The sequence below is a fragment of the Streptomyces sp. NPDC041814 genome, from assembly GCF_055590565.1.
In genome coordinates this window covers 1-20,568 of record NZ_JBVJAM010000023.1, presented here as the reverse complement: position 1 = coordinate 20,568, position 20,568 = coordinate 1, and the positions used below count along the sequence as shown (strand labels likewise).

The 20,568-nt window shown below is 71.6% G+C and carries 17 protein-coding genes; 8 read left to right on the top strand and 9 right to left on the bottom strand.

Features of this window, described 5'->3' with window-relative positions:
* Positions 1–132 precede the first annotated feature (132 nt).
* The 4 genes from ACZ6C6_RS34870 to ACZ6C6_RS34855 form a co-directional block, all read right to left on the bottom strand.
* A complete protein-coding gene (locus ACZ6C6_RS34870; RefSeq protein ID WP_365687613.1) occupies positions 133–516 on the bottom strand; it encodes a DUF6009 family protein in 384 nt (127 codons plus the stop codon).
* 123 nt (positions 517–639) lie between these two features.
* Positions 640–2,178 carry a DNA primase family protein gene (locus ACZ6C6_RS34865; RefSeq protein ID WP_469208871.1) on the bottom strand — a complete coding sequence of 513 codons (1,539 nt, stop codon included), beginning with the start codon at positions 2,176–2,178 and terminating at the stop codon, positions 640–642.
* Complete coding sequence (locus ACZ6C6_RS34860; protein ID WP_469208869.1) at positions 2,175–3,200, bottom strand: bifunctional DNA primase/polymerase; 1,026 nt, start codon at positions 3,198–3,200, stop codon at positions 2,175–2,177. Before ACZ6C6_RS34860 ends, ACZ6C6_RS34865 begins: the two co-directional genes overlap by 4 nt.
* Positions 3,201–3,884: 684 nt before the next feature.
* Complete coding sequence (locus tag ACZ6C6_RS34855; protein WP_469208868.1) at positions 3,885–4,751, bottom strand: NAD(P)H-binding protein; 867 nt, start codon at positions 4,749–4,751, stop codon at positions 3,885–3,887.
* 126 nt (positions 4,752–4,877) lie between these two features.
* On the opposite strand from ACZ6C6_RS34855, the gene ACZ6C6_RS34850 reads away from it, so the two are divergent.
* On the top strand, positions 4,878–5,549 hold the full coding sequence (locus ACZ6C6_RS34850; RefSeq protein WP_469208865.1) for a ScbR family autoregulator-binding transcription factor: 672 nt from the start codon (positions 4,878–4,880) through the stop codon (positions 5,547–5,549).
* Positions 5,550–5,569: 20 nt separating this feature from the next.
* Here ACZ6C6_RS34850 and ACZ6C6_RS34845 read toward each other — a convergent pair whose 3' ends face one another.
* From ACZ6C6_RS34845 to ACZ6C6_RS34830, 4 genes are all read right to left on the bottom strand, one after another.
* A complete protein-coding gene (locus ACZ6C6_RS34845; protein ID WP_469208863.1) occupies positions 5,570–7,063 on the bottom strand; it encodes an FAD-dependent monooxygenase in 1,494 nt (497 codons plus the stop codon).
* Between the two features lie 111 nt (positions 7,064–7,174).
* Positions 7,175–7,567 carry a DUF6009 family protein gene (locus tag ACZ6C6_RS34840; protein WP_469208861.1) on the bottom strand — a complete coding sequence of 131 codons (393 nt, stop codon included), beginning with the start codon at positions 7,565–7,567 and terminating at the stop codon, positions 7,175–7,177.
* A complete protein-coding gene (locus ACZ6C6_RS34835; protein ID WP_469208888.1) occupies positions 7,564–9,051 on the bottom strand; it encodes a DNA primase family protein in 1,488 nt (495 codons plus the stop codon). The genes ACZ6C6_RS34840 and ACZ6C6_RS34835 overlap by 4 nt, the downstream gene beginning before the upstream one ends.
* Positions 9,052–9,068: 17 nt before the next feature.
* Positions 9,069–10,037 carry a bifunctional DNA primase/polymerase gene (locus tag ACZ6C6_RS34830; protein ID WP_469208859.1) on the bottom strand — a complete coding sequence of 323 codons (969 nt, stop codon included), beginning with the start codon at positions 10,035–10,037 and terminating at the stop codon, positions 9,069–9,071.
* A 682-nt stretch (positions 10,038–10,719) separates the two neighbouring features.
* Here ACZ6C6_RS34830 and tap point away from each other — a divergent pair.
* Both tap and tpg read left to right on the top strand, forming a co-directional pair.
* Positions 10,720–12,897 (top strand): telomere-associated protein Tap, encoded by a 2,178-nt coding sequence (tap, locus tag ACZ6C6_RS34825; protein WP_469208886.1) that lies wholly within the window; start codon positions 10,720–10,722, stop codon positions 12,895–12,897.
* Positions 12,898–12,909: 12 nt separating this feature from the next.
* A complete protein-coding gene (gene tpg / locus ACZ6C6_RS34820; protein ID WP_469208857.1) occupies positions 12,910–13,464 on the top strand; it encodes a telomere-protecting terminal protein Tpg in 555 nt (184 codons plus the stop codon).
* 215 nt (positions 13,465–13,679) lie between these two features.
* Here the strand turns inward: tpg and ACZ6C6_RS34815 are convergent, their stop codons facing one another.
* Positions 13,680–14,636, bottom strand: a complete 957-nt coding sequence (locus ACZ6C6_RS34815; RefSeq protein WP_469208855.1) for a ScbA/BarX family gamma-butyrolactone biosynthesis protein — start codon at positions 14,634–14,636, stop codon at positions 13,680–13,682.
* A 507-nt stretch (positions 14,637–15,143) separates the two neighbouring features.
* Between ACZ6C6_RS34815 and ACZ6C6_RS34810 the strand changes: the two genes are divergently transcribed.
* The 5 genes from ACZ6C6_RS34810 to ACZ6C6_RS34790 form a co-directional block, all read left to right on the top strand.
* The gene (locus tag ACZ6C6_RS34810) at positions 15,144–15,728 is read left to right on the top strand and encodes a ScbR family autoregulator-binding transcription factor (RefSeq protein ID WP_469208854.1); all 585 of its coding nucleotides are present in this window, start codon (positions 15,144–15,146) and stop codon (positions 15,726–15,728) included.
* A 393-nt stretch (positions 15,729–16,121) separates the two neighbouring features.
* Positions 16,122–16,928 carry an AfsR/SARP family transcriptional regulator gene (locus ACZ6C6_RS34805; protein WP_469208852.1) on the top strand — a complete coding sequence of 269 codons (807 nt, stop codon included), beginning with the start codon at positions 16,122–16,124 and terminating at the stop codon, positions 16,926–16,928.
* A 62-nt stretch (positions 16,929–16,990) separates the two neighbouring features.
* A complete protein-coding gene (locus tag ACZ6C6_RS34800) occupies positions 16,991–19,003 on the top strand; it encodes a condensation domain-containing protein (protein ID WP_469208850.1) in 2,013 nt (670 codons plus the stop codon).
* 105 nt (positions 19,004–19,108) lie between these two features.
* Positions 19,109–19,285, top strand: coding sequence for an acyl-CoA carboxylase subunit epsilon (locus ACZ6C6_RS34795; RefSeq protein WP_469208848.1), 177 nt, complete (start codon positions 19,109–19,111; stop codon positions 19,283–19,285).
* Positions 19,286–19,324: 39 nt separating this feature from the next.
* Positions 19,325–20,568: acyl-CoA carboxylase subunit beta (locus ACZ6C6_RS34790; RefSeq protein ID WP_469208884.1), on the top strand; the 1,244-nt coding region annotated here is incomplete at its 3' end.

Here is a 20,568-nt window from a genome sequence, read left to right as displayed (position 1 = left end):
GAGGAGTGCTCAAGAGCCCGGCTCCTGGGTAGGCGTGGAGCCGGGCTCGGGATCCGGGGCGGGGCGGTTATTACGGCGTAATAGAGCGGCGGTGTGGGGGGATTATTACGGCGTAATAATCCCCCCACACCGTCAGCTGCCGGTCTCCGACGTCGCGGCCAGGCCGCGTTGTGAGCGGGGCGTCTTGTCTCCGACGCGCTTCGGCTCGATGGTGCTGGGGTCGACCGCCTCGCCCGGGGCGCCCTCGTGGTACGGACCGTCGGGGTCGGCGTCGCGGTCGTGGGGGAGCAGGAAGAAGACCCGGCGCAGGTGGAGTCCGCTGTCGGGGTCGGCCTCGGTGTGGGCCTCCAGCTCGGTGTAGCCGACCATGCGTCCGTCGCGTTCGTAGCGGGGCTTTCCGCGGCGGCGGGTGGTCTTGTCGAGCGCCTGGCGTACGTAGTCGAGGTTGTCGGGGTTCTCCAGCCAGACCACGGCGTTCTCGTGGTGGAGGTCGCTCTCGTTCAGCAGCGAGCTCATGGCTGCAGCCCCTTTGTGTGTCGGCCGGCCGGGAGGAGGCCGGGGTGGGTGTGAGCACGTTCCCTGGTGGGGGCACCGTATTCATGGTAGGCCGGACCGGCGGGTGCGTGCCGGGTGCGTGCGTCAGGCATGGCTGGTCCTGGAGTCTTCGTCGGTGAGGAGTCCCAGGCCCGGGTAGTACTTCTTGCCGCTGGACTTCATCATGTCGGCGGGCGAGGCGAGGGAGAGTTCCTGGCGGACCCGGGTCGCGAACGCGCGGGCCGTGGCCGGCCGGATGCCTTCGCCTGCTCCGCACCAGCTGCTGTACGCCGCGTACAGCAGGCCCTGTTCCACGCGGAGGTCCGCGGTGTGGGTGGTGCAGCACTCGGCGAGGAAGCGGCCGATGTGGTCCTCGGTGGTGGCATAGGCGGCGGTGGCCGAGCGGACCGTGGCAGGGCCGTCGAGCGGGTCGCGGGTGGCCAGGTAGAGCTTGGCGCCCTCGATGAGCCACTGCAGGATGCCGGGGCCCTCGCTCTGGACGAGCTCCTTGGCGAGGTTGTCGATCTTGCGGGCTGCGGGGACGACGCGTTCGAACGGGATGAGGCGGATGCGGCGCCAGAACGCGTGACCGCCGGTGCCGACTTCGGGGCGGTGGTTGCCGAGCAGCCAGAGCTTGTGGGTCGGGTTGAAGCTGAAGAAGTCCTGCCTCATGCGGCGGGCCATGATGCGGTCGCCGCCGGTCAGCAGCTTCACCCGGGACTCGTCGAACTTGTCGTTCGGCTTGAGCTCCGAGCAGACGACGATCCGCCGGCCGTGAAGTTCGGTGAGTTCCGTGGAGTGCTCGGAGAACTTGCCCTTCTCCATGAGGAAGCCCGGCGGGGCGGCCTGCGCGTAGTCGCCGAGGATCTGCGTCATCACGTCGAGCAGTACGGACTTGCCGTTCGCACCGGTCCCGTACAGGAAGGGGAGCACCTGTGCGCCGACGTCGCCCGTGACGGAGTAGCCGAGGAGCAGGTGGAGGAAGTGGATCGTCTCCTCGCCCTTGGCGTCGTCGCCGAACGTGTCGTGCAGGAACCGGTGCCAGCGCGGGGTCGGAGTCTTCTCGGGCGCGACACTCGTGGCCCGGGAGTGCATGTCGCCCTCGGGGTCGGGCTTGCGCAGGTTTCCGGTATGGAGGTCCACGACACCTGCCGGGGTGCACAGGGCGTAGGGGTCGCCGTCCAGGACGTCGGGGTCCAGCGCGAGGGCGGGGGATGCCTTCGCCTGCGTGAGCATGGCCTTGATGCCGGGGGTCGACATGGAGCGGCGGCGGTGCGCACGCACTTCCCGGTCCGTGAACTGGCCGGTGGGATCGGTGGGGGGCATCTGCTCGGCCAGATCGCCCGCCGCCCAGACCGCTGCCTTCTCGCCGCCCGTGCGCTTCCATCGGTACTGGTCCCAGTGGTACCAGCCCAGGCCCTCGACGTGCCGGAACTGGTCGCCGAACATCACGGCGAACAGCTTGGCGTTGCCCCGGTCGGTGAGGAGGGAGGGCAGGCGGCCCCCGGGCGGGGCCGGTTCGCTGACCGCGGAGGCGTTCTGCTGGGCGGGCAGGCCGGGAAGGCCGCCCTCGGCTTCGAGGGCGAGCATCTGCTGCGCTGCGGCAGTGGCGTCGAAGCGCGGGCTGCTGTCGGCGCTGCTCATGGGCGTCCTTCGGGATCGAGCGGGCGGGCTGCGCCGGCGGACAGGGCTGAGGCGATGACGGTGAGGCTGTGCCGATGACGGTGAGGGCGCGCGGCGTCGGCCGCTTCGGTGAGCAGGACCTGGGCACGGGGCTCGGCGAGGCGCCCGGCGGCTACGAGTCCGCCCGCGGTGTAGGCGGCCCGGTTGAGTTTCTCGGTGAACGCGGTGCCCTCGGAGGCCGCCGCGCAGGCCCGGACCTCGGCGAGCAGGGGCTCCAGCACCCGGAGCGCGCGAGGGGTGCCCTGGGCGGCGCGTGGCATGCGTACGGGCCGGGGCGCGGGAACTCGTACGGGCTCGGGGCCCGGTGTGTGGCCGGTGCGCCGGAGTTCGGCGGCGAGCCAGTCGGGGAGGGGGGCGGGCATGCGGGCCGGGCCTACGGGCGTGTAGGTGCCCGAGGGGGTGCGGGTGGCCGGGGTGACGATGTAGCCGCCGGTGGCCCGGACGTCGACCTGCCAGGCCAGGGCGACCTTGGGGCTGGAGCCCACGGACGAGCGGTATCTCGGTCCGCCGGGTGCGGTGCGGTACCAGATGTGGAGGCCGCCTGAGGGCGTGCGGACGCGCAGGGTGGCCTCGTCGTCCGCGGGGCTGGGGTGGCCGCGCAGCGCGGCGAGCAGGGCGAGGGTGTCGAAGCCTGAGGCAAGGCCGGTGAGGTTGACGCTCTCGTGGATCGGGATGCCGGGCAGGAGCCGGTCTCGGTGCGGGACTTCGGCACTGTGTGCGTCGATGTCCAGTACGACGAGGCCGGCCGGGCCGCACGAGACGCCGACGCCGAGCTTGGGGTTGACGCCCCACCAGGCGGCCAGGCGTTCCGGATCGGTGGTCGCGGCGTGGAAGCCGTGGCACCACCGCCCGGCGGGCAGGCAGGGGCAGTCCGCCGGGCGGTGGGGGTCCTCGCGGCAGGACGGGCAATTGCCCGCGGGGGTCTTGCGGCCGGAGGCCAGGGGGTGGACGGGCCAGCCGTTCGCCGCGCACCAACGGGCCATGTCGAAGGGACTCGTGGGTCCCGCCGCAGGGGGGCCACTGGTCTCTCTTTGACGCGGCACGCTGATCGTCCTTGCCGAGGGGCCAACAGGTTGTTCAGTCCTGAACGATTCAGTCCCTCCAGAGAAAACCCAGGTCAGAGCGGCTCTACTGCCAGGCTGAGGGACTGAAGGGACTGAGTTTTCAGATTCGGATCAGAGCCTACAACAGGCGTCCCTCGGCGGGCGGGACTCTTCGTTCCGCGAGTCCCTTCGGTCCCTTGCGCATGGGTGTGTCGGACGTCAGCGCCAGGGCGCGCCGGGCAGGTTCGCCCGGACCGCGGGGAGGGACCGAATGGGAGGGACTGAACGCGGAACGGAGGGACTGGAAGTTTCGGTCCCTCTTCGGTCCCTCGGGTGAAAGTGCAGGTCAGAGGCTTGTAGGGGAAAAACGGAGGGACTGAAGGGACTCAAGGTCGGTAGTTATCAGCGCTTCAGGACCAGAGTAGTAGGTACAAAGGGATATATAGGGTTGTTCTACGCGCGTGCGCATACACACGCACCCACAATTGGCTTATAACTACCGACCTTGAGTCCCTTCAGTCCCTTCAGGCCCTGGCTGGCGGAGGAGGCAAGCCTTTGACCTGCGGTTTTGTCGGAGGGACTGAAGAGGGACCGAACGGTGAGGGACTGAAGGGGCTTCGGTCCCTAGGCTTTTGCGGGGGAGTCGGGCCGGAATGCGTCCAGGTGATCGGCGGCCCAGTCGCGGAATGTCCGGGCGGGGCGCCCGAGCAGGTCGGGGAGGTCGGGGCTCACGCCCGCCTTGGAGCCGCTGTACTGCCGTGTGGCGCTCTCCAGGAGAGCGGAGGCGATATCGGTCGGGTAGCGAGCTTCGAGGGCTGTACGGGCCTGCTGGGGGCTCAGCTCCTCGAAGCGCAGCGGCAGGCCGAGGAGCTCGGCGAGCTGGGCCGTCTGCTCGGCGGCAGACAGGGCCTGAGGGCCGGTCAGGGTGTAGGCCGCGCCCGCGTGGTCGCGGCCGCGCCCGGTCAGGGCCAGGACGGCCGCCTGCGCGACGTCCCCGGGGTCGACGCAGGCGTTGGCGGAGGTTCCGTACGGGGCGCGCACGACGTGGTCGGAGCGGATCGAGCGGGCCCACGCCAGGGCGTTGGACATGAAGGCGCGGGGGCGCAGCAGGGTCCAGCGGATGCCCGAGGCGCGCAGCAGGTCCTCGTTGTGGCGCTGGCGACGGGTGATCAGGTCGTCAGCGGCCGGGTCGGTGACGGCGGCCGCCGAGAGCTTGACGATGTGCCGGATGCCGGCCGCACGGGCCGGGTCCAGGAAGCGTGTGTCGTCGGCGCCGTCGGGATTCGTGACCAGGAAGGCGGTGTGGACGTTGTGCAGAGCGTCCGTCAGGGACGTGGGGTCGGTGAAGTCCCCGTGGACGATCCGGGCGGCCGGAGGGGCGCCGGTGACCCGCTCGGGGTGCCTGGCCATGATGCGTACGGGCCGGTCCGAGGGGAGACGGCGGAGCACTTCACTGCCGATCGTCCCGGTTGCGCCCGTGACGAGGATCATGGTTTCCCCTTTCCCGCCGGACATTTCCCCGACCAGGGCGGAGGGAAGAGGCCTGGCTGTAAGATACGAACTGGACGGTTTATTTATCGCCTCGCGTTCCACCACCCCGAGGAGGGAGGAGACACAGTGGCTGAGCAGCTGCGGGCCATCCGCACCCGGCAGACGATTCTTTCGGCGGCGGCCAAGATCTTTGAGGAGCACGGGTACCAAGCGGCCACGATCTCCCAGATCCTCACCGAGGCGGGGGTGACCAAGGGCGCGCTGTACTTCCACTTCCACTCCAAGGAAGACCTGGCCCAGGGCGTTCTCTCCGAGCAGGACCAGCGGATCATCGTGCCGATTCGCGCGTCCAAGGTGCAGGAGGTCGTGGACGTCGTGATGCTTCAGGCGCATCGGCTCCAGACCGATCCGATGGTGCGGGCAGGGGTGCGGCTGACGATGGACCAGCTGACGCACAACCTCGACCGCAGCGGCCCGTTCCTGCGGTGGGGCGAGGTCGGTCTCGAACTGCTCCAGCAGGCGCAGGCCCAGGGCGAGTTGCTGCCTCACATCTCGCCGCCGGAGACGGCCGAGGTCATCGTGGGATCCTTCGCCGGTATCCAGTCGATGTCGCAGGCCGTGTGCGAGTACCGCGATCTGGTGGTGCGGGTGTCCGCCCTGATGCGTCATCTGCTGCCCAGTGCGGTGGTGCCGTCCGTGCTGGCCTCGCTGGATCTGTCCGAGTCCCGGGGTGCCAAGGTCTACGCGGAGGCCTTGAAGGCGGCCGATATGCGCGATGTCCTGGAGACCGCGAGCTGATCGCAGCGGGGCGCCCGGTCTCACCGGGCTGCGGTGCCCGGGCCGAAGTACGCCGTCAGGACCTGCCGCAGGACGCCGTCGCCGGGGACCCAGGCGAGGTAGCCGTCGGGCCTCAGCAGCGCCGCTTCGTAGGGCACGTCCGGTGTGGGCCGCACCTCCACGGTGCGCAGGATGTCCGCCCAGGCCCGGGCCTCCTGCCGGAAGCCGTCCGTCTTGTCGCCCAGGAGCAGCAGGAGCGGCCGCCCGTCGTGCAGTAGGCGGATGACGTCGGTGTCGCCGTCCGGGGTACTGAGCGCCGTGTTGCCGAGGTACGTTCCCGCAGCCGGGCCGCCCGCGCCGGTGGGGTCCGGCAGGACGGTGTCCTGAGCGCTGATCAGGCCGCTGAGGTGACCGCTCCCGCTCTCGTCCGCGAGCAGGCCGGTGAAGACCGTGCGCAGGGCGTCCGCCTCGGGGCCGGGGCGCATCAGGGCGAGCTGGGCCAGGGTGCCGTCGATCACGCGGCGGGCTTGCGGCCGGCGTTCCGCGTCGTAGCCGTTCAGCAGTGTGGGGCCCGCCGAACCGCGCACCGCGAGGGCGAGCTTCCAGCTCAGGTTCAGCGCGTCGAGCACGCCGGTGCTCAGGCCCTGGCCGCCGATGGGGAAGTGGACGTGCGCGGCGTCGCCGACCAGGAAGACCCGTCCCCGGGCGAAGGTGCGGGCCAAGCGGGCGAAATCGCTGAAGCGGCTCAGCCAGTGCGGAGAGTGCATCGCGATGTCGCGGCCCGCGATGTGGGCCACCTCGCTGCGCAACTCCTCCAGCGTGACGGGCCGCTGCCGGTCCGGGTGGGCGCCGTCGCAGTTGAGCGTCCGCAGGTGGGTGCGGTCCCCGTCGTGCTTGGCGACGATCCAGCCGCGCGGTGTGCGGTGCCAGCCCTTGGGCAGGGCACCCGGATCCTCCAGTGTCACGGTCCCCATCAGCGCGGACACCGTGGCCGGAAAGGTGTCGGACTCGATGCCCGCCCGGGCGCGGACCGTGCTGCGGGCGCCGTCCGCCCCGACCAGGTACCCGGCGCGGAAGTGCCGCGGTCCTTCGGGGCCCTCGGCCGTGATCCGTACGCCGTCCGCGTCCTGGACGGCGTCGGTGAGGCGGTGGCCGCGCAGGACGCGGGCACCGGCGGCACGCGCACGGGCCTCCAGATGGCGTTCCAGGGCGGCCTGGGCGCACTTGAGGACCGGTTCGGGTTCGTCCGGGGGAGCGGTGATCGCCAGGCCGGGGAGCCCCGCGAAGTGGAAGGCGCTGGTGGCGGTTTCGGCCGCGTAGGGGAGTGGCCCGCCGGGGAGGTGGCCCCGGCGGGCCAGGGACTGCACCGCCCGGGCGTGCAGCGTGGTCGCCTTGGGCTGGTCGGAGACCTCGGTCCTGGGTTCGAGCAGTAAGGCGTCGACGCCGTACGCCGCGAGTTCGGCCGCCACGAGCAGGCCGACAGGGCCGCCCCCCGCGACGAGCACCTGGGCTTCGATGAGACCTTCCCCCTGCACGGCGGTGCCCTCTCTGTCCGCGAGTGTCCCGACGTACAGAAATATACCGGGTGTGCTGTTTCTTAACCATCCTGGTACGCATCCGGACCGGGGACCGCCGGGGGCGTACCGCTATGGCTGAAGTTCACGGGCGCCCGCCGAGGACATCGGGCCGCCCTCGGAACGCTCGGTCTTGTGGCCCTTGCTGCCCGGTGCCAGCGTCCGCACGTCCACGGCCTCGGCCGGGGCGCCCCGCGCGTAGAGCCCGTCGGGTTCGGTGTCCCGGTCGTGGGGGAGCAGCCAGAACACCCGGCGCCGGAAGGTGCCCGAGGAGCGTGACGGCTTGGCCTTCGGGCCGAGCAGGGCGTAGCCGACCATTCTTCCGTCGCGGTGGTAGGCGGGTTTGCCCCGGCGGGTCGGCAGGCGGTCCAGGCTCTGGCGGACGTAGTCGAGCACGGTGATGTCCTCAAGCCACACGAGGTCGACCTCGTGGACGATCTCGTCTTCTGCGATGAGGGCGCTCATACTGTCTCCTCGTCCGCGAGCAGGCCGATGCCCGGGTAGTACTTGCGCTGGTTGGAAAAGATCATTTCCTTCGGTGATGCCAGCCCCACCACTTCGCGGATGTGCGCCGCGAACGCTCGCGACGAAATCGCCGGAACGCCCTCATTCTGGCACCAGCGCTTGTACGCCGCGTAGAGCTGGGCCTGTTCGGAGCGGAGTCCGGCGTCGAGCCGGCAGGTCTCGCCGACGAACCGCCCGGTGTGGTCCTCGGTCTCCGCGTACACGGTCGTCGCGATCCGTACCCGCTCGGGACCCGAGAGGTCCTTGTCGCCGCCCAGGTAGCGGCGGGCGCCCTCGATCAGCCAGTTGAGGATGCCGGGCCCCTCCTGGGTGACCAGGATGTCCGCCAGGTTGTCGATCTTGCGGTGGTCCGAGACGACGCGTTCGAACGGGATGAGGCGCATGCGGCGCCAGAACGCGAAGCCGCCCGTGCCGACTTCGGGGCGGTGGTTGCCCAGCAGCCACATCTTGTGGGTCGGTTCGAAGCTGAAGAAGTCCTGCCGCATCCGGCGCGCCTTGATCCGGTCGCCGCCGGTCAGAAGCTTGACGCGGGCCTCGTCGAAGCGGTCGCCCGGCTTGACCTCGCTGCACACGATGACCCGTCGGCCGTGCAGTTCGGCGAGGTCCGTGGGGTGGCCCTCGTACGGGCGTGACATCAGGAAGCCGGGCGGCGCCGCGTCCGCGTAGTCCCGCAGGAGCTTCATCAGGACGTCCAGCAGTACCGACTTGCCGTTCTTGCCGGAGCCGAACAGGAACGGCATCACCTGGCCGCCGACGTCACCGGTGATGGAGTAGCCGAGCAGCAACTGGAGGAAGGAGATCATCTCCTCGCCGTCCGGGCCCTCGCCGAAGGTGTCGGCCAGGAAGCGGTCCCAGCGCGGCGTGGGCATCGCCCGGGGGGCCGCCGAGGTGGAGCGGGAGTGGAAGTCCTTGGTGGGCTCGGCGGGGCGGATGAAGCCCGTACGCAGGTCCACCACGCCCGCCGGAGTGCACAGCGCGTACGGATCGGCGTCCAGGAGCGCCGCGTTGAGGACCATGCCCGGGGCGGACCTGGCCTGGGTCAGCATCGCGTTCATCCCGCTCGTGCTGAGCGTGCGCCGCCGGTGCTGCTGGAGCGCGGCGGGTGTGAAGACACCGCGCGGGTCGGTGGTGGCGAGGGATTCCGCCAGGTCGCCCGCCGACCACAGCACGGTGTCGTCCTCGTCGAACTGCCAGCGGGTGCCGTCCCAGCGGAACCAGCCGATGCCGGGCACATGCCGGTAGTCGTTGCGGTAGAGCCTGACGAACAGCTTGGCGTTGCCCCGGTCCGTGAGCGTGTCGGGCAGCAGCCCGTCCGGTGTGGCGTACGGCGTGGAGGCGTCGTCGAGCTGCCGGGGCTGCGCGACGGGCCGGGCGAGGATCTGCGCGGCCACGGCCTGTACGTCGAAGGAGGGCGAGGGCAGCACTCTGTCCTGGTCCGCGCTCACGCGTGCCCCCCGAGGGCCAGCGGCCGCAGCCGCCCCGCGCCGAGTCCGCCCCGGATGATGGCGAGGCTGCGCCGCGCCTGGTCCGGGCGGGCCAGCCCGGCGGCCTCGCGCAGCGCCCGGACGGCCTCGTCCTCGGTGACGTGTCCGGCGGCGACGAGGCCGCCCGCCGTGTACGCGGCCCGGTTCAGCTTCTCGGAGAACGCGGCGCCCTCGGGGACGGACGCGCAGGCGGCGACCTCCGCGAGGAGTCCCGTCAGCAGGCGCTCGCCCGGCTCGGCGGTCCGGCCGCCCGCCGCGAGCACCGCCTGCCGGGCCCGGGGCGGCACGGGTCTGGGCCCCGGCGCCGGGCTGGCCGGGAGGTGGCCGGTGCGCTGGAGCTCCCGGGCGAGCCAGGCGGGCAGCGGGGCGGGGGTGCGTACGGCCCCGAGCGGACGGTAGGTCCCGGCCTCGGTGACAGTGCCGGGCGCGACGATGTACCCGCCGTGCGCCCGGACGTCGACCTGCCAGGCGAGGGCCCGCCCGCCGCCCGAACCGGCCGAGCACTGCCAGCGGTGGCCGCCGTCGTTGCGGTACCAGACGTGCATGCCGCCCGACGGGGTGCGGACCCGGAGGGTGGACGCGTCGTCCGCGGGGCTGGTGGCGCCGCGCAGGGCGGCCAGCAGGCCCAGTGTGTGGAAGCCGTTGGCGAGGCCGGTCAGGTCGATCCCGGCGGATATCCCGACGCCCGGCAACAGGCGGTCCCGGCGGGGGAGTTCGCGGGCGTGCGCGTCGATGTCGATGACGACGAGGCCCGCCGGGCCGGTGGCCACGCCGACGCCGAGGTCCGGGCGGAAGCCCCACCAATGCCCGATCCGGTCGAGGTCGAGCGTCGCGGCGTGGAACCCGTGGCACCAGCGGCCCGCCCGCAGGCAGCCGCACCGATCGCGGGCGTGGTCCGGGCGGCGGCACGCCTCACAGTTGGCCACCGGCGTCTTGCGGCCCGGCGCAAGAGGATGAACCGGCCACCCCTGGCGCGCACACCACCACGCTGTCGTCAGAGGCTGCGCGGCGACCGGCTCAGCCCCCGTGAACTGCCGTGAGTCGCCGCGCGAGACCCGCAGTTCAGCTGCCATTCACTTCCCCCATCAGCGACTGAAGCGACTCAACCTGCAAAATCAGATTAGCGAAACCTCCGGGGAAGAAGAGGTCCATGCGGCAGAACGGACGGGCCCGTCGAAAGGTGCCCCCAGCTACTCACGACCGGACCGCGTGCAGTCCCCGGTCGCTCGGTCGCTCCCAGCGGCTTCCGTGAACCCACAGGTCACAGCGGGACGGTCGACGGGAAAGCGACTGAAGCGACTCAAGCTCTCCATATATGACGCACACGCGCGCACACGCCAATGGCCGCATATATCTGACCCATGGGTCGCTTCGGTCGCTCAGCGTTCCGGTCAGGCGCGTGACCTGCGGTTCCGTCTCGGGAATTCCAGCTACCGAGCGGACTCCCGGTCGCTCGGGTCCGGTCGTCGGGTGCGGGCAAGCAGTCCGGCCGTCTCCAGCCGGGCTGAGTCCCGGCTCCAGTGACGTCGGCTCGACATGCGCAATCGGTGCGACATCCATGAGTGTTCCGATGAGCGGTTCGATAGGGTGGCGCAGGAGGTGATCTTTTTGTCCCACGAGGAGCAGTTGCTGTTCAGCGCGGTCGACGCGCTGCTGGAGCAGATCGCGCAGGACCCGCTGCCGCCGCCGGCCGAACGCAAGCGGCTGCGCGAGGCCGCCGGGCTGAGCCAGGACCAGGTCGCGAAGGCGCTGAAGAGCCGCCGCGAGTCGGTCGGCAACTGGGAGTCCGGGCGCAGCGAGCCCCGGCCGCCGAAGCGGGCCGCGTACGCCCGGCTGCTGGAGGGACTTGCCGCGCGTTTCGCGCCGGAGGAGGAGGCGGTCGCGCCCGTTGCGGAGGTCACCGAGGCCGCGGAGCCCGCTGAGGCCGCCGAAGCGGTCGTGCCCGCCGTCGTGGAGCCGGCCGAACCCGAGCCCGCCGAACCCGAGCCCGCCGAAACGGTCGTCGCCGAGCGGGCTGCCCCGACAAGCCCCGTCCCCGTACCCCGCACGCGCGAGGGCAATGCCTCCCCGTACGAGCACGGGCCGCTCGCCGTCGTCGACGCGGACGGCGGCGAGGTGTTCGCGTACTGCGTGGGCGGGCTGGTGCTCGACGTGCCCGTCAAGACGCTGCCCGCCCTGGTCGAATGGGCCCTGGGCGAGGCGCGCCTCGGCGCCGAGCGGTTGCACCCCAGCGGTCAGGACGCCGACCCGCTGCTCGTCCTCACCGAAGCGGCGTGCGAGCGGTTCGGGCTGCCCGTACGGCTGACGCGGGAGGAGAGCCTTGCCGGGCGGCTGCCGGAGGACCACAAGGTGCTCAAGCAGCTGGCGCGGGCCGAGTGGAAGCTGACCCGGCGTGGTTTCGGCCCGTGGGCCCGGATCTACCGGCCCGCACGCGGTGCGCGCCGCAGCTGCGTCCAGCTCTGCATCCCGGCCTGGAACGCGCTCGACGTCCGCCACTGGAACGGCGCCTCGCAGCTCCCGCCGGCCGAACTCGTACGGCTGCTGGGCACGTATGCGTCGCGCGTGATGACGCCCCGGGGCTCCACCGCCGTCACCGGGCTGGAACTCATGACCTCGCTGCACCCGCCGACCCGGGCGAGCGCGCCCGACGCGGACGGGAAGCGGCACAGCGAGCGCAATCCCGGCTCGCTCGGCACCGAGCCCGTCGAGTGCGCCCCCTGCGAGGCCCCCGACGGGCACCCGCTCCTCGCCGGCCTGCCCCGCTTCCACCAGCGCGGCCCGGCCGAGATGCTGTTCGAGGAGGCGTACGACTGGGCGCGGCCGCTCACGGACGACGAGTGCCTGAAGCGCCATCTGGTCGGCATCGACGTCAACCTCGCCTTCGGCGCGGCCGCCAACGGGGCTGTGGTCGGTCTGGAGGCGCCCGTGCATGTGGACAGCCCCGCGTTCGACCCGGCGCTGCCCGGCTCCTGGCTGGTGGACCTGTCGCACGTGGACCCGTCGCACGTCGTGATCGGAAAGGAGTGGCGGCGGCTCGACGGGGACCTGCTGCCCAGCCCGTTCACGCCGAAGGGCGACCGCCCGGAGGGCCCCGCCTGGTACGCGACGCCGACCGTGGCGTACGCGGTCGAACTCGGCTACGAGGTGGCACCCGTGGAGGCGTGGGTGCGCCCGGCCAACGGGCGTTACCTGGACGGCTGGTACAAGCGGCTGCGCGACGCGTACATGGCGACCATGGCGGACCTCGGCGTGGGTGAGGGGCTGGCGCCCGACGCGTTCCTGGCGGCGATGGAGGAGTACCGGGACCGTGATCCGCAGCTCGCGGTCGTCCTGTCGGCGGTCAAGGCGACGGTCAAGGGCGGCATCGGCAAGCTGAGGGAGCGGCCGCGCGGCGGCGGATGGCGGCCGGGCAAGCCGTGGCCCGCGCTGAGCCGGCCGACCTGGCGTCCCGACATCCGGGCCGCCGTCATCTCGCGGGCCAGGATCAACATGCACCGCAAGATGGTCCGGCTGGCGGCCGCGACGGGCCAGTACCCGGTCGCCGTGCTCTCGGACTGCGCGGTGTACGCCTCCGACGGGCCCTCGCCGCTGGACTTCCTGCCGTACCGGGACGGCAAACCGCTGCCCGGGGGTTTCCGGCTCGGGGTCAGCCCGGGAATGGTGAAGCACGAGGGCTCGCAGACCACGCTGTGGGCGGAGGCCGTCCGGGAGGAGTACGGTCCGGAACTCAACCTGGCCCGGTACATCAAGGACGGCGCCGTCACCGCCAAGGACGACGGAGAGTAGGGGAACCAGCCGATGAACACGGTCGGGGAAGGTCTCGACGAGGCGGTCCAGCGGGCGTTCACCCGGCCCGCGCCCAAGTCGGCCGGTGCGCAGATGCGGTACCTCGTCAAGCAGCTCAAGGGCACCAGGGCCGCCGCCGAACTGCTGGGCATCACCCAGCGCACGGTCGAGCGGTACGTGCGCAACCAGCTGAAGAGGCCCCGCCCGGAGCTGGCCGCCCGCCTGGAACGGGAGGTCAAGAGGCGCTGGCAGCCGCAGATCCAGGCGAAGGCCCGCAAGGCCGCGGCGACCACCGGGGGCATCGTCATCGACACCCGGGCCCGGTTCGGTTACACGGCGGCGCCCGGCTCCACCGACGACGCACGGCTGCGTCACCTCACCGTGGCGCTCCCGCCGACGTACGCGGCCCGGCTCTTCGAACTGCGGGAGCAGGGCGGCAGCGACCGCCAGCTCCAGGAGGTCGCTGCCGAGGGACTGCAGGAGATCTACTTCAAGGACGGCGGGCGCCGGGCGCAGGGGCTCCTCGTGGAGTACACCGACCTGGAGCACGTCGCGTTCGACCTCTGACGAGGTGCCGCGCAGGCGCCGTCCCGCCCGCCCGCACGCGGGAGGCGCGGCCCTCTTGCGGAGCGGCCTCCCGCATGCAGGTCTGAGCGGATCCTTCGGTCGCTTCGGTCGCTTTGGCGCGATGCGTACGGGGATGACCTGCGGATTCGTCGCGTGGGTGGCTCAGCGACCCAGGACCGTACCGGGCGTTCTCCGTACCGACGGCTGTCGTTCGCCTAGCCGACCGGGCCGGTGAGCACCGAGGTGAAGACGTCCTTGCCGTCCTGGCGGCCGGTGACCTCCACCGTGACCATGTCGCCGGGTTCGTGCTCCACCCGGGTCACCTCGATCCAGCAGGGCCGGTCGAGTTCGGCGTACTGGTGGAAGTCGTTGGCGGCGGCAGCCGGGGTGAACGGCCGGGGCGCCAGCACGGCACAGGCGGCCTGGCGGGCCGCTTCGAGCAGGACCATGCCGGGCACGTGATCGCCCTTGTGGTCGAAGAGGATCGGGTGGTCGAGGTCCGGGGTGAGCAGCCAGCGCGGGCTTCCGCCGGGTGCGGACCCGGGGACGGGGGAGAGCACGACATCCGTGGTGAACGGCCGTCCGACGACGGCCGACGGCAGCGGATCGCGGGCCGGGTGCGTTTCGGTGACGGGGGGCTGGGCGGCGCGGTTCTGGCGTAACCGGTTGTAGACGGCCGGGGGGATCACGGAGATCTGCCCGGTGCCGCCCGCCAGGGAGCGGCCGCCCCGGCGGAGTGCGAACTCGAAGGCGACGCGGCTGGCGATGCCCCTGCGCCGGACGATGTCCGTGCACCGGGTGTCGAGGTCGAAGTCGGTGGGGCCCGAGGCGATGCGCAGGTTCCCGGGATCGGCCGCGTACGTGATGCTCGACATCACGAAGTTGTGGCCGAGGGGCACGCCCAGCTCCACGTGGGAGACGTAGATGCCCGCCTGCCGGAACGTTTCCGCGATCTGGAGCGGGTCGTGGCTCGTGCCGTCCTGGCTCCGGAACATGGTGTGGGCGCGAGGCCATTGGCCGGTCAGCGCGAAGTTCATCCCGTCCCGGGAGTCGCATCCGGTGAGGAACACCTCCGCGACGGAGTCGCGGTGCACGTACTCCTTCGCGACCGTGCTGGTCAGCCGCGGCGCGGCCGGGAGGGCGGTTCTGGCTTCAGCAGTGGTGAGACTCATGGGGCCCCCGTCTGGACTTGAAACCTGTGTTCGGCGACGCCACTTAAGATACGGACCTACCGGTTTTCTTCAATCGGCCCAAAAGTAAAGACTTTACCAAGGACCGAGCGTTTACTTGAATATCGCATTCCGTTTCACCACCTCTGACGGGAACTTGACCCCTCGCAATGAGGCTTAAATGCGGACATAGGGCGCATGGAACCTCGCGCCGTTCGCGCCCACCGCTCGTGCGGGCGAAAAAAGAAACCTATCGGACGGTTTCTTTTGTGGGTTCGCGGTGCATTTTTCGGGGAGAACGACTGGAGAAACCAACTGTTTCCAAGGCCTGAGCTCACAAGGTTCCCCGGCCGCATGCAAAATGATCAGCTGAACCCCGTGAGGCCACGTCGCGGCCGTAAACCAACCAGCCGTGCGGTTTGCTAGGGTATGCACGAGTCAGTATGGAGAATCCAGGGTGAATCGGACGACTTTACGCCGGTCCCCTCGCCCGGCCCGGAGGAGGACACGATGGTGAAGCAGGCGCGAGCGGCTGTGACGCGTCAGGCCCTCATCTCGGCCGCGGCGGAGGTCTTCGGCGCCGACGGGTACGCGATGGCAACGCTCCCGGTCATCAGCGGCCGGGCCGGAGTGAGTTCGGGCGCCCTGCACTTCCACTTCCCCAACAAGGACGCGCTGGCGGCCGCCGTGGAGGCCGCCGCCGCGGAGTCCGCCCTCGCGCTGACCGAGGAGAGCGCGAGGGCCGCCAAGGGGGGCCGGCTCCAGGGGCTCGTCGCCGCTGTGGGTCGCTTGATGGACGCGGTCACCGACGACCCGGTCGTGCGCGCGGGCTTCCGGCTGGGCGGCGATCCCTCGCGCAAGAGCGAGGCCAAGCTCCACGACTGGTGGTACGCGTGGGTGTGCAACGCCCTCGTCCAGGCCCGTGACAACGGCGAGTTGGCCGAGGACGTCTCGGCCGAGGACGCGGCGGTGGTCATCGTGGCGGCGACGCTCGGCCTGGAAACCCTCGGCGCGGCCGACCGGTACTGGCGGTCCGCGGAGCGGCTGGTCCAGATGTGGGAGTTCGCGCTGCCGCGGCTGAGTCCGGCCGAGTAGCCACGCGGCCCCGCGCGGCGGGCGGGGCGCTTCCGTGCGCATCCCGGCCGGTCGCCGCTGTCGCTTCCGGAACGTGGTCGGCAGCCCGTTGCCGGCAGGCCCCTGCCTTGTGAACACGCCCTCCACCTCGCAAAACAGTCTGCGCGGTCTGGTAATTCGGGCGCCCGTCGCCGGGATGCGGCTCCCCGTGACCTCCTCGATGGGCTTCTCTTTGTCCGTGTTTGGGAAAATAAATCGGATCAAGATGACCATGTCTCAAGGATCGCTGGCGCTCCGCGCGAGATTAAACGGGGCAGACGGTTTGGTATTGACATACCGCCTGCGCTGTTTTTAAATTGTTCCGTCAGCAGAAGTCCAGGCCGTCCCGGCGGCCGGGGATGACGGGGAGATCGCGTGGACATCGACGTACTCGGCACGCTCGCCGTGCGGGAAATGGGCACTTCGATCACACCGACCGCGCCCAAGCCCCGGCAGGTGCTCGCCCTGCTGGCCCTGCACGCGGACGAGGTGGTGCCCGTTGGCACCCTCACCGAGGAGCTGTGGGGGAGCGAGCCGCCGCGCAGCGCCCGGCCCACCCTCCAGACCTACATCCTGCAGCTGCGCGAACTGATCACCGCAGCGCTTGAGGAGCACGGCGACGACACCCGTACGGCCAAGGACGTCCTGCTCACCGTCCCCGGAGGCTACTTACTCAAGGGCGGTGACGGCAGCCACGACGTGCAGGAGTTCGAGCGGCTGGCCGGCATGGGATACCGGGCCATGGACGCCGAGGACTTCCCCGAGGGTGCGCGGCTGCTCCGCGAGGCGCTGGGCCTGTGGACCGGCCCGGCGCTCGCCGACGTCCACACCGGGGCGCACCTCGACACCCAGATCAAGCGGCTGGAGGAGAGCCGGCTGTGCGCTCTCGACCAGCGCATCGAGGCCGATCTCAGACTGGGCCGTCACCGCGAACTGCTCTCCGAGCTCACCGTCCTGCTCAGCAGGTACTCCACCCATGAGAGCCTGTGCGGCCAGTACATGCTGGCCCTCTACCGTTCCGGTCGGCGCGGTGAGGCACTGGACGCCTATCAGCGGCTGCGCTCCACGCTGGTCCGCACGCTCGGGCTCGAACCCTCGCCCGCGCTGGCCAAGTTGCAGCGTTCCATCCTCATGGCCCGGCCCGAGGGTGTCGCGGGGGCGAGCGGAGTGCGGCTCGCCTGAGAGGGCAGCCGTACCGGCTGAGGGAGGGCATGTGATGCGGCGTACGCAGGATCAGGGCCCCGATGAGTGACGATCTGGTGCTTGCGGTGGTCTTCGCACCCGTGCCCGCTGCCTCCGGCCCGTCCGTCGAGGCGGAGCTGTGCGGCCCTCTCGACCCGGGACCGGCCGAGGCGGTGGCGGCGCGGGTGGCCCAGCGGCACGCGTACACGGTGACGGCGGAGGCGTCCGGCGCCGGGCGCCTCACCCTGCGTGTCGCGCACGCGGACGGCGGCCGGGGCAGGCCCGGAGCCGCGGTGTTCGCCGACATCCTGGCGCTGGCGGGCGGCGCGCGCGACACCGTCACCGTCGCCGGGCACCAACAGGACCTGATCCGCGCGGCCGTCGAGGAGCCGGCGGGCGGGCACGTCGGCCAGGTCGCCTGGAACTGGACGGGCCAGGTCGATCTCCCCCGGTTCACCGCCGCCTGGCTGTCCGTCGCCGACCGGGAGACCGTGCTGCGGGCGGCCTTCGACTGGACGCACCTGCCCCGCCTGGTACTGCACGACTGGGCCGCGATCGACGTCGCCCACCTCGCACACGGCGCCGTCTCCTGGAGCGACCTGATCGAGCGCGACCGCCTGCGCGGCTTCGCACCGCACCGCCCCGGGCTGCTGCGCGTGACCCTGCTGGAGGGGCCACCCAGACCCGGGGGCACCCGGGCGCCCACCCGGGTCCTGCTCACCTACCACCGGGCGCTGCTGGACGAGCGCGGCGTCCACCTCCTGCTGCGGGAGTTCTACCGGGCCTACGCCCGCGGCGGAGCCCTGCCCGGCCGTGAGCGGCGACCCGATGTGCGCGACCACGCCCGGTGGCTGGCCCGGCAGCGCACCGAGGGCGCCCGCGCCTACTGGGCGACGGCCACCGCGCCTCCGGAGACGGCCCCGCCAGGGGTCCCGGACGACGGGTCCCCGGCCGGGCCCCTCGGCACCGGACGCGTCCACCGGCGGCTGCGGCCGCCCCAGACCACCCGGCTGCGTACCTGGGCCGCGATGCGCGGGGCGGGGGAGTCCAGCGCCCTGCACGCCGTGTGGGCCCTGCTGCTGTACCGGGCGGCCGGTGCGGCCGGCCCGGTGCCGGTCAGCTTCGGCGTGCACCTGTCGGCCCGGGACATCCCGATGGAGGGCGCCGCGGGCATTCCGGGGCTGCTGGGCAACCCGTTGCCGATGACGGTCACGGTCGACCCCGCCGAGCCGGTGGCCGGTCTCCTCGGGCAGACGCGCGACGCCGCGCTGGACCTGGCCGTCCACGCCTGGGTGCCGGGCGACCGGGTCCGGGTCTGGACCGGCCGGAACCCCGATGCCGAACTCTTCGAGACCGGCATCGTGTTCGACAACCGGGTCGAGCTGCCCCAGGCGCTGCTGGCGGAGCTGCGCGCCCAGGGCGTCGAGGTGGACGCCCCGCGCAGCATCAGCGCCCACCCCGGACTGCCGCTGACCCTGGCGGCCCGGCACGACGCGGACGGCGGGCTCGCCCTCACGGTGCGCTACGACCGCCGGTGCCTGGGGGACGTGGACGCGTCCGCGCTGCTCTCGCACTGCGTACGCCTGCTGAGGTCGTTGCCGGACCACCGCGATCCGCAGTCCGCCGTGGGCGATCTCCTCGAACTCCTCCAGGGCTTCGAGGTGCCCCGCGTGCTGCCGCGACCGCCCGTGCCGGAGGGGCCCGAGGTGGCGGTGCTGCGTGCCGGGGAGCCATCGGCCGACACGATCGTGCTGGTGCGGACACCGGGGGTGCCCGTGGGCGCGTACGAGGCGCTGGCCCGTCATCACCGGGGTCCGGAACGGATCGTGAGCCTGCGGGCGGCGCGGCGGGGGGACCCTTCCGCGCTGTCCCGGTTGCTCGGGGCCGGGCGGCCGGGGCCCGGGCGGCTGGTGCTGTGCGGCGCCGGGCCGGGGGGCGCGGCCGCGTACGAGATGGCGTGCGCGGCCGACGAGGGCACGGTCGCGGCCGTGGTCATGACGGGCGTCGGCAGCGGGCCCGGCTGTGCCGGTGCGCTGGCCAACGGGCTGAAGTCGGTGTGCGCGGGGAGTCGTTGACCGGCTTCCGAGCGGTTCTCCAGCGGGGTTGGAGCGGTGCTCCAGCGGAGTGGCGGATGCTGCCGTAAACGCTGGAGGTGGGGTATGGGCGGTCCGGGACCGGCAGTGTCCGCGTTGCGCATCGAGCGCGGACGGGCCACCGAGGAGGAGCTCGCCGCGCTCACGGTGGTGCTGCTCGCCCTGCGCGCGGACGCCGGCGGGCAGCGGGCGGAGGCCCCGGCCGGGAGCGTCCCGGGGTGGAGCCCGGAACCCGTCTACCGAGCTCCGCGCAGCTGGCGATAGTGCGGCAACGCATTCCAGGAAGGGACTGACGACATGTCGATGACCACTTCCCCCGTCCCGGAACTGCTGGGGCAGGCCGGTCTCCGCGGCCGTGTGGCGGAACTGCGCGAGATCCACGCGGCCGCGGAGCACGGGCCCGGAGACCGGGCGACCGAGGTGCAGCACGCGAAGGGCAAGCTGACGGCGCGTGAGCGCATCGAGCTCCTTTTCGACCCGGGTTCCTTCCATGAGGTGGAGCAGTTGCGGCGGCACCGGGCGACGGGTTTCGGCTTGGAGGCGAAGAGGCCGTACACCGATGGTGTGGTCACGGGCTGGGGCACGGTGGAGGGCCGGACGGTTTTCGTGTACGCGCATGATTTCCGGATCTTCGGCGGGGCGCTGGGTGAGGCCCACGCGACGAAGATCCACAAGATCATGGACATGGCCATCTCGGCGGGTGCGCCGCTGGTGTCGCTGAACGACGGGGCGGGTGCCCGTATCCAGGAGGGTGTTTCGGCGCTCGCGGGGTACGGCGGGATCTTCCAGCGGAACACCAGGGCGTCCGGTGTGATCCCGCAGATCTCCGTGATGCTCGGTCCGTGCGCGGGTGGTGCGGCCTACAGCCCCGCTCTCACCGACTTCGTGTTCATGGTCCGTGAGACCTCGCAGATGTTCATCACCGGTCCGGACGTCGTGAAGGCGGTCACCGGCGAGGAGATCACGCAGAACGGCCTGGGCGGCGCGGACGTCCACGCCGAGACCTCGGGCGTCGCGCACTTCGCGTACGACGACGAGGAGACCTGCATCGCCGAGGTCCGCTACCTGCTGTCCCTGCTGCCGCGGCACAACCGCGAGAACCCGCCCGTGGTACCTACCGCCGATCCCGCCGACCGCCGCTCGGACACCCTCCTCGACCTGGTTCCGGTGGACGGCAACCGCCCGTACGACATGGCGGAGGTCATCGAGGAGCTGGTGGACGACGGCGAGTACCTGGAGGTCCATGAGCGCTGGGCGCGCAACATCATCTGCGCCCTGGCCCGGCTGGGCGGCGAGGTGGTGGGCATCGTCGCCAACCAGCCCAAGACGCTGGCCGGGGTCCTGGACATCGAGGCGTCCGAGAAAGCCGCGCGCTTCGTCCAGCTCTGCGATGCCTTCAACATCCCGATCGTGACCCTCCTCGACGTGCCGGGTTTCCTGCCCGGCGTGGACCAGGAGCACGGTGGGATCATCCGGCACGGCGCGAAGCTGCTCTACGCGTACTGCAACGCGACGGTGCCGCGGATCTCCCTGATCCTGCGCAAGGC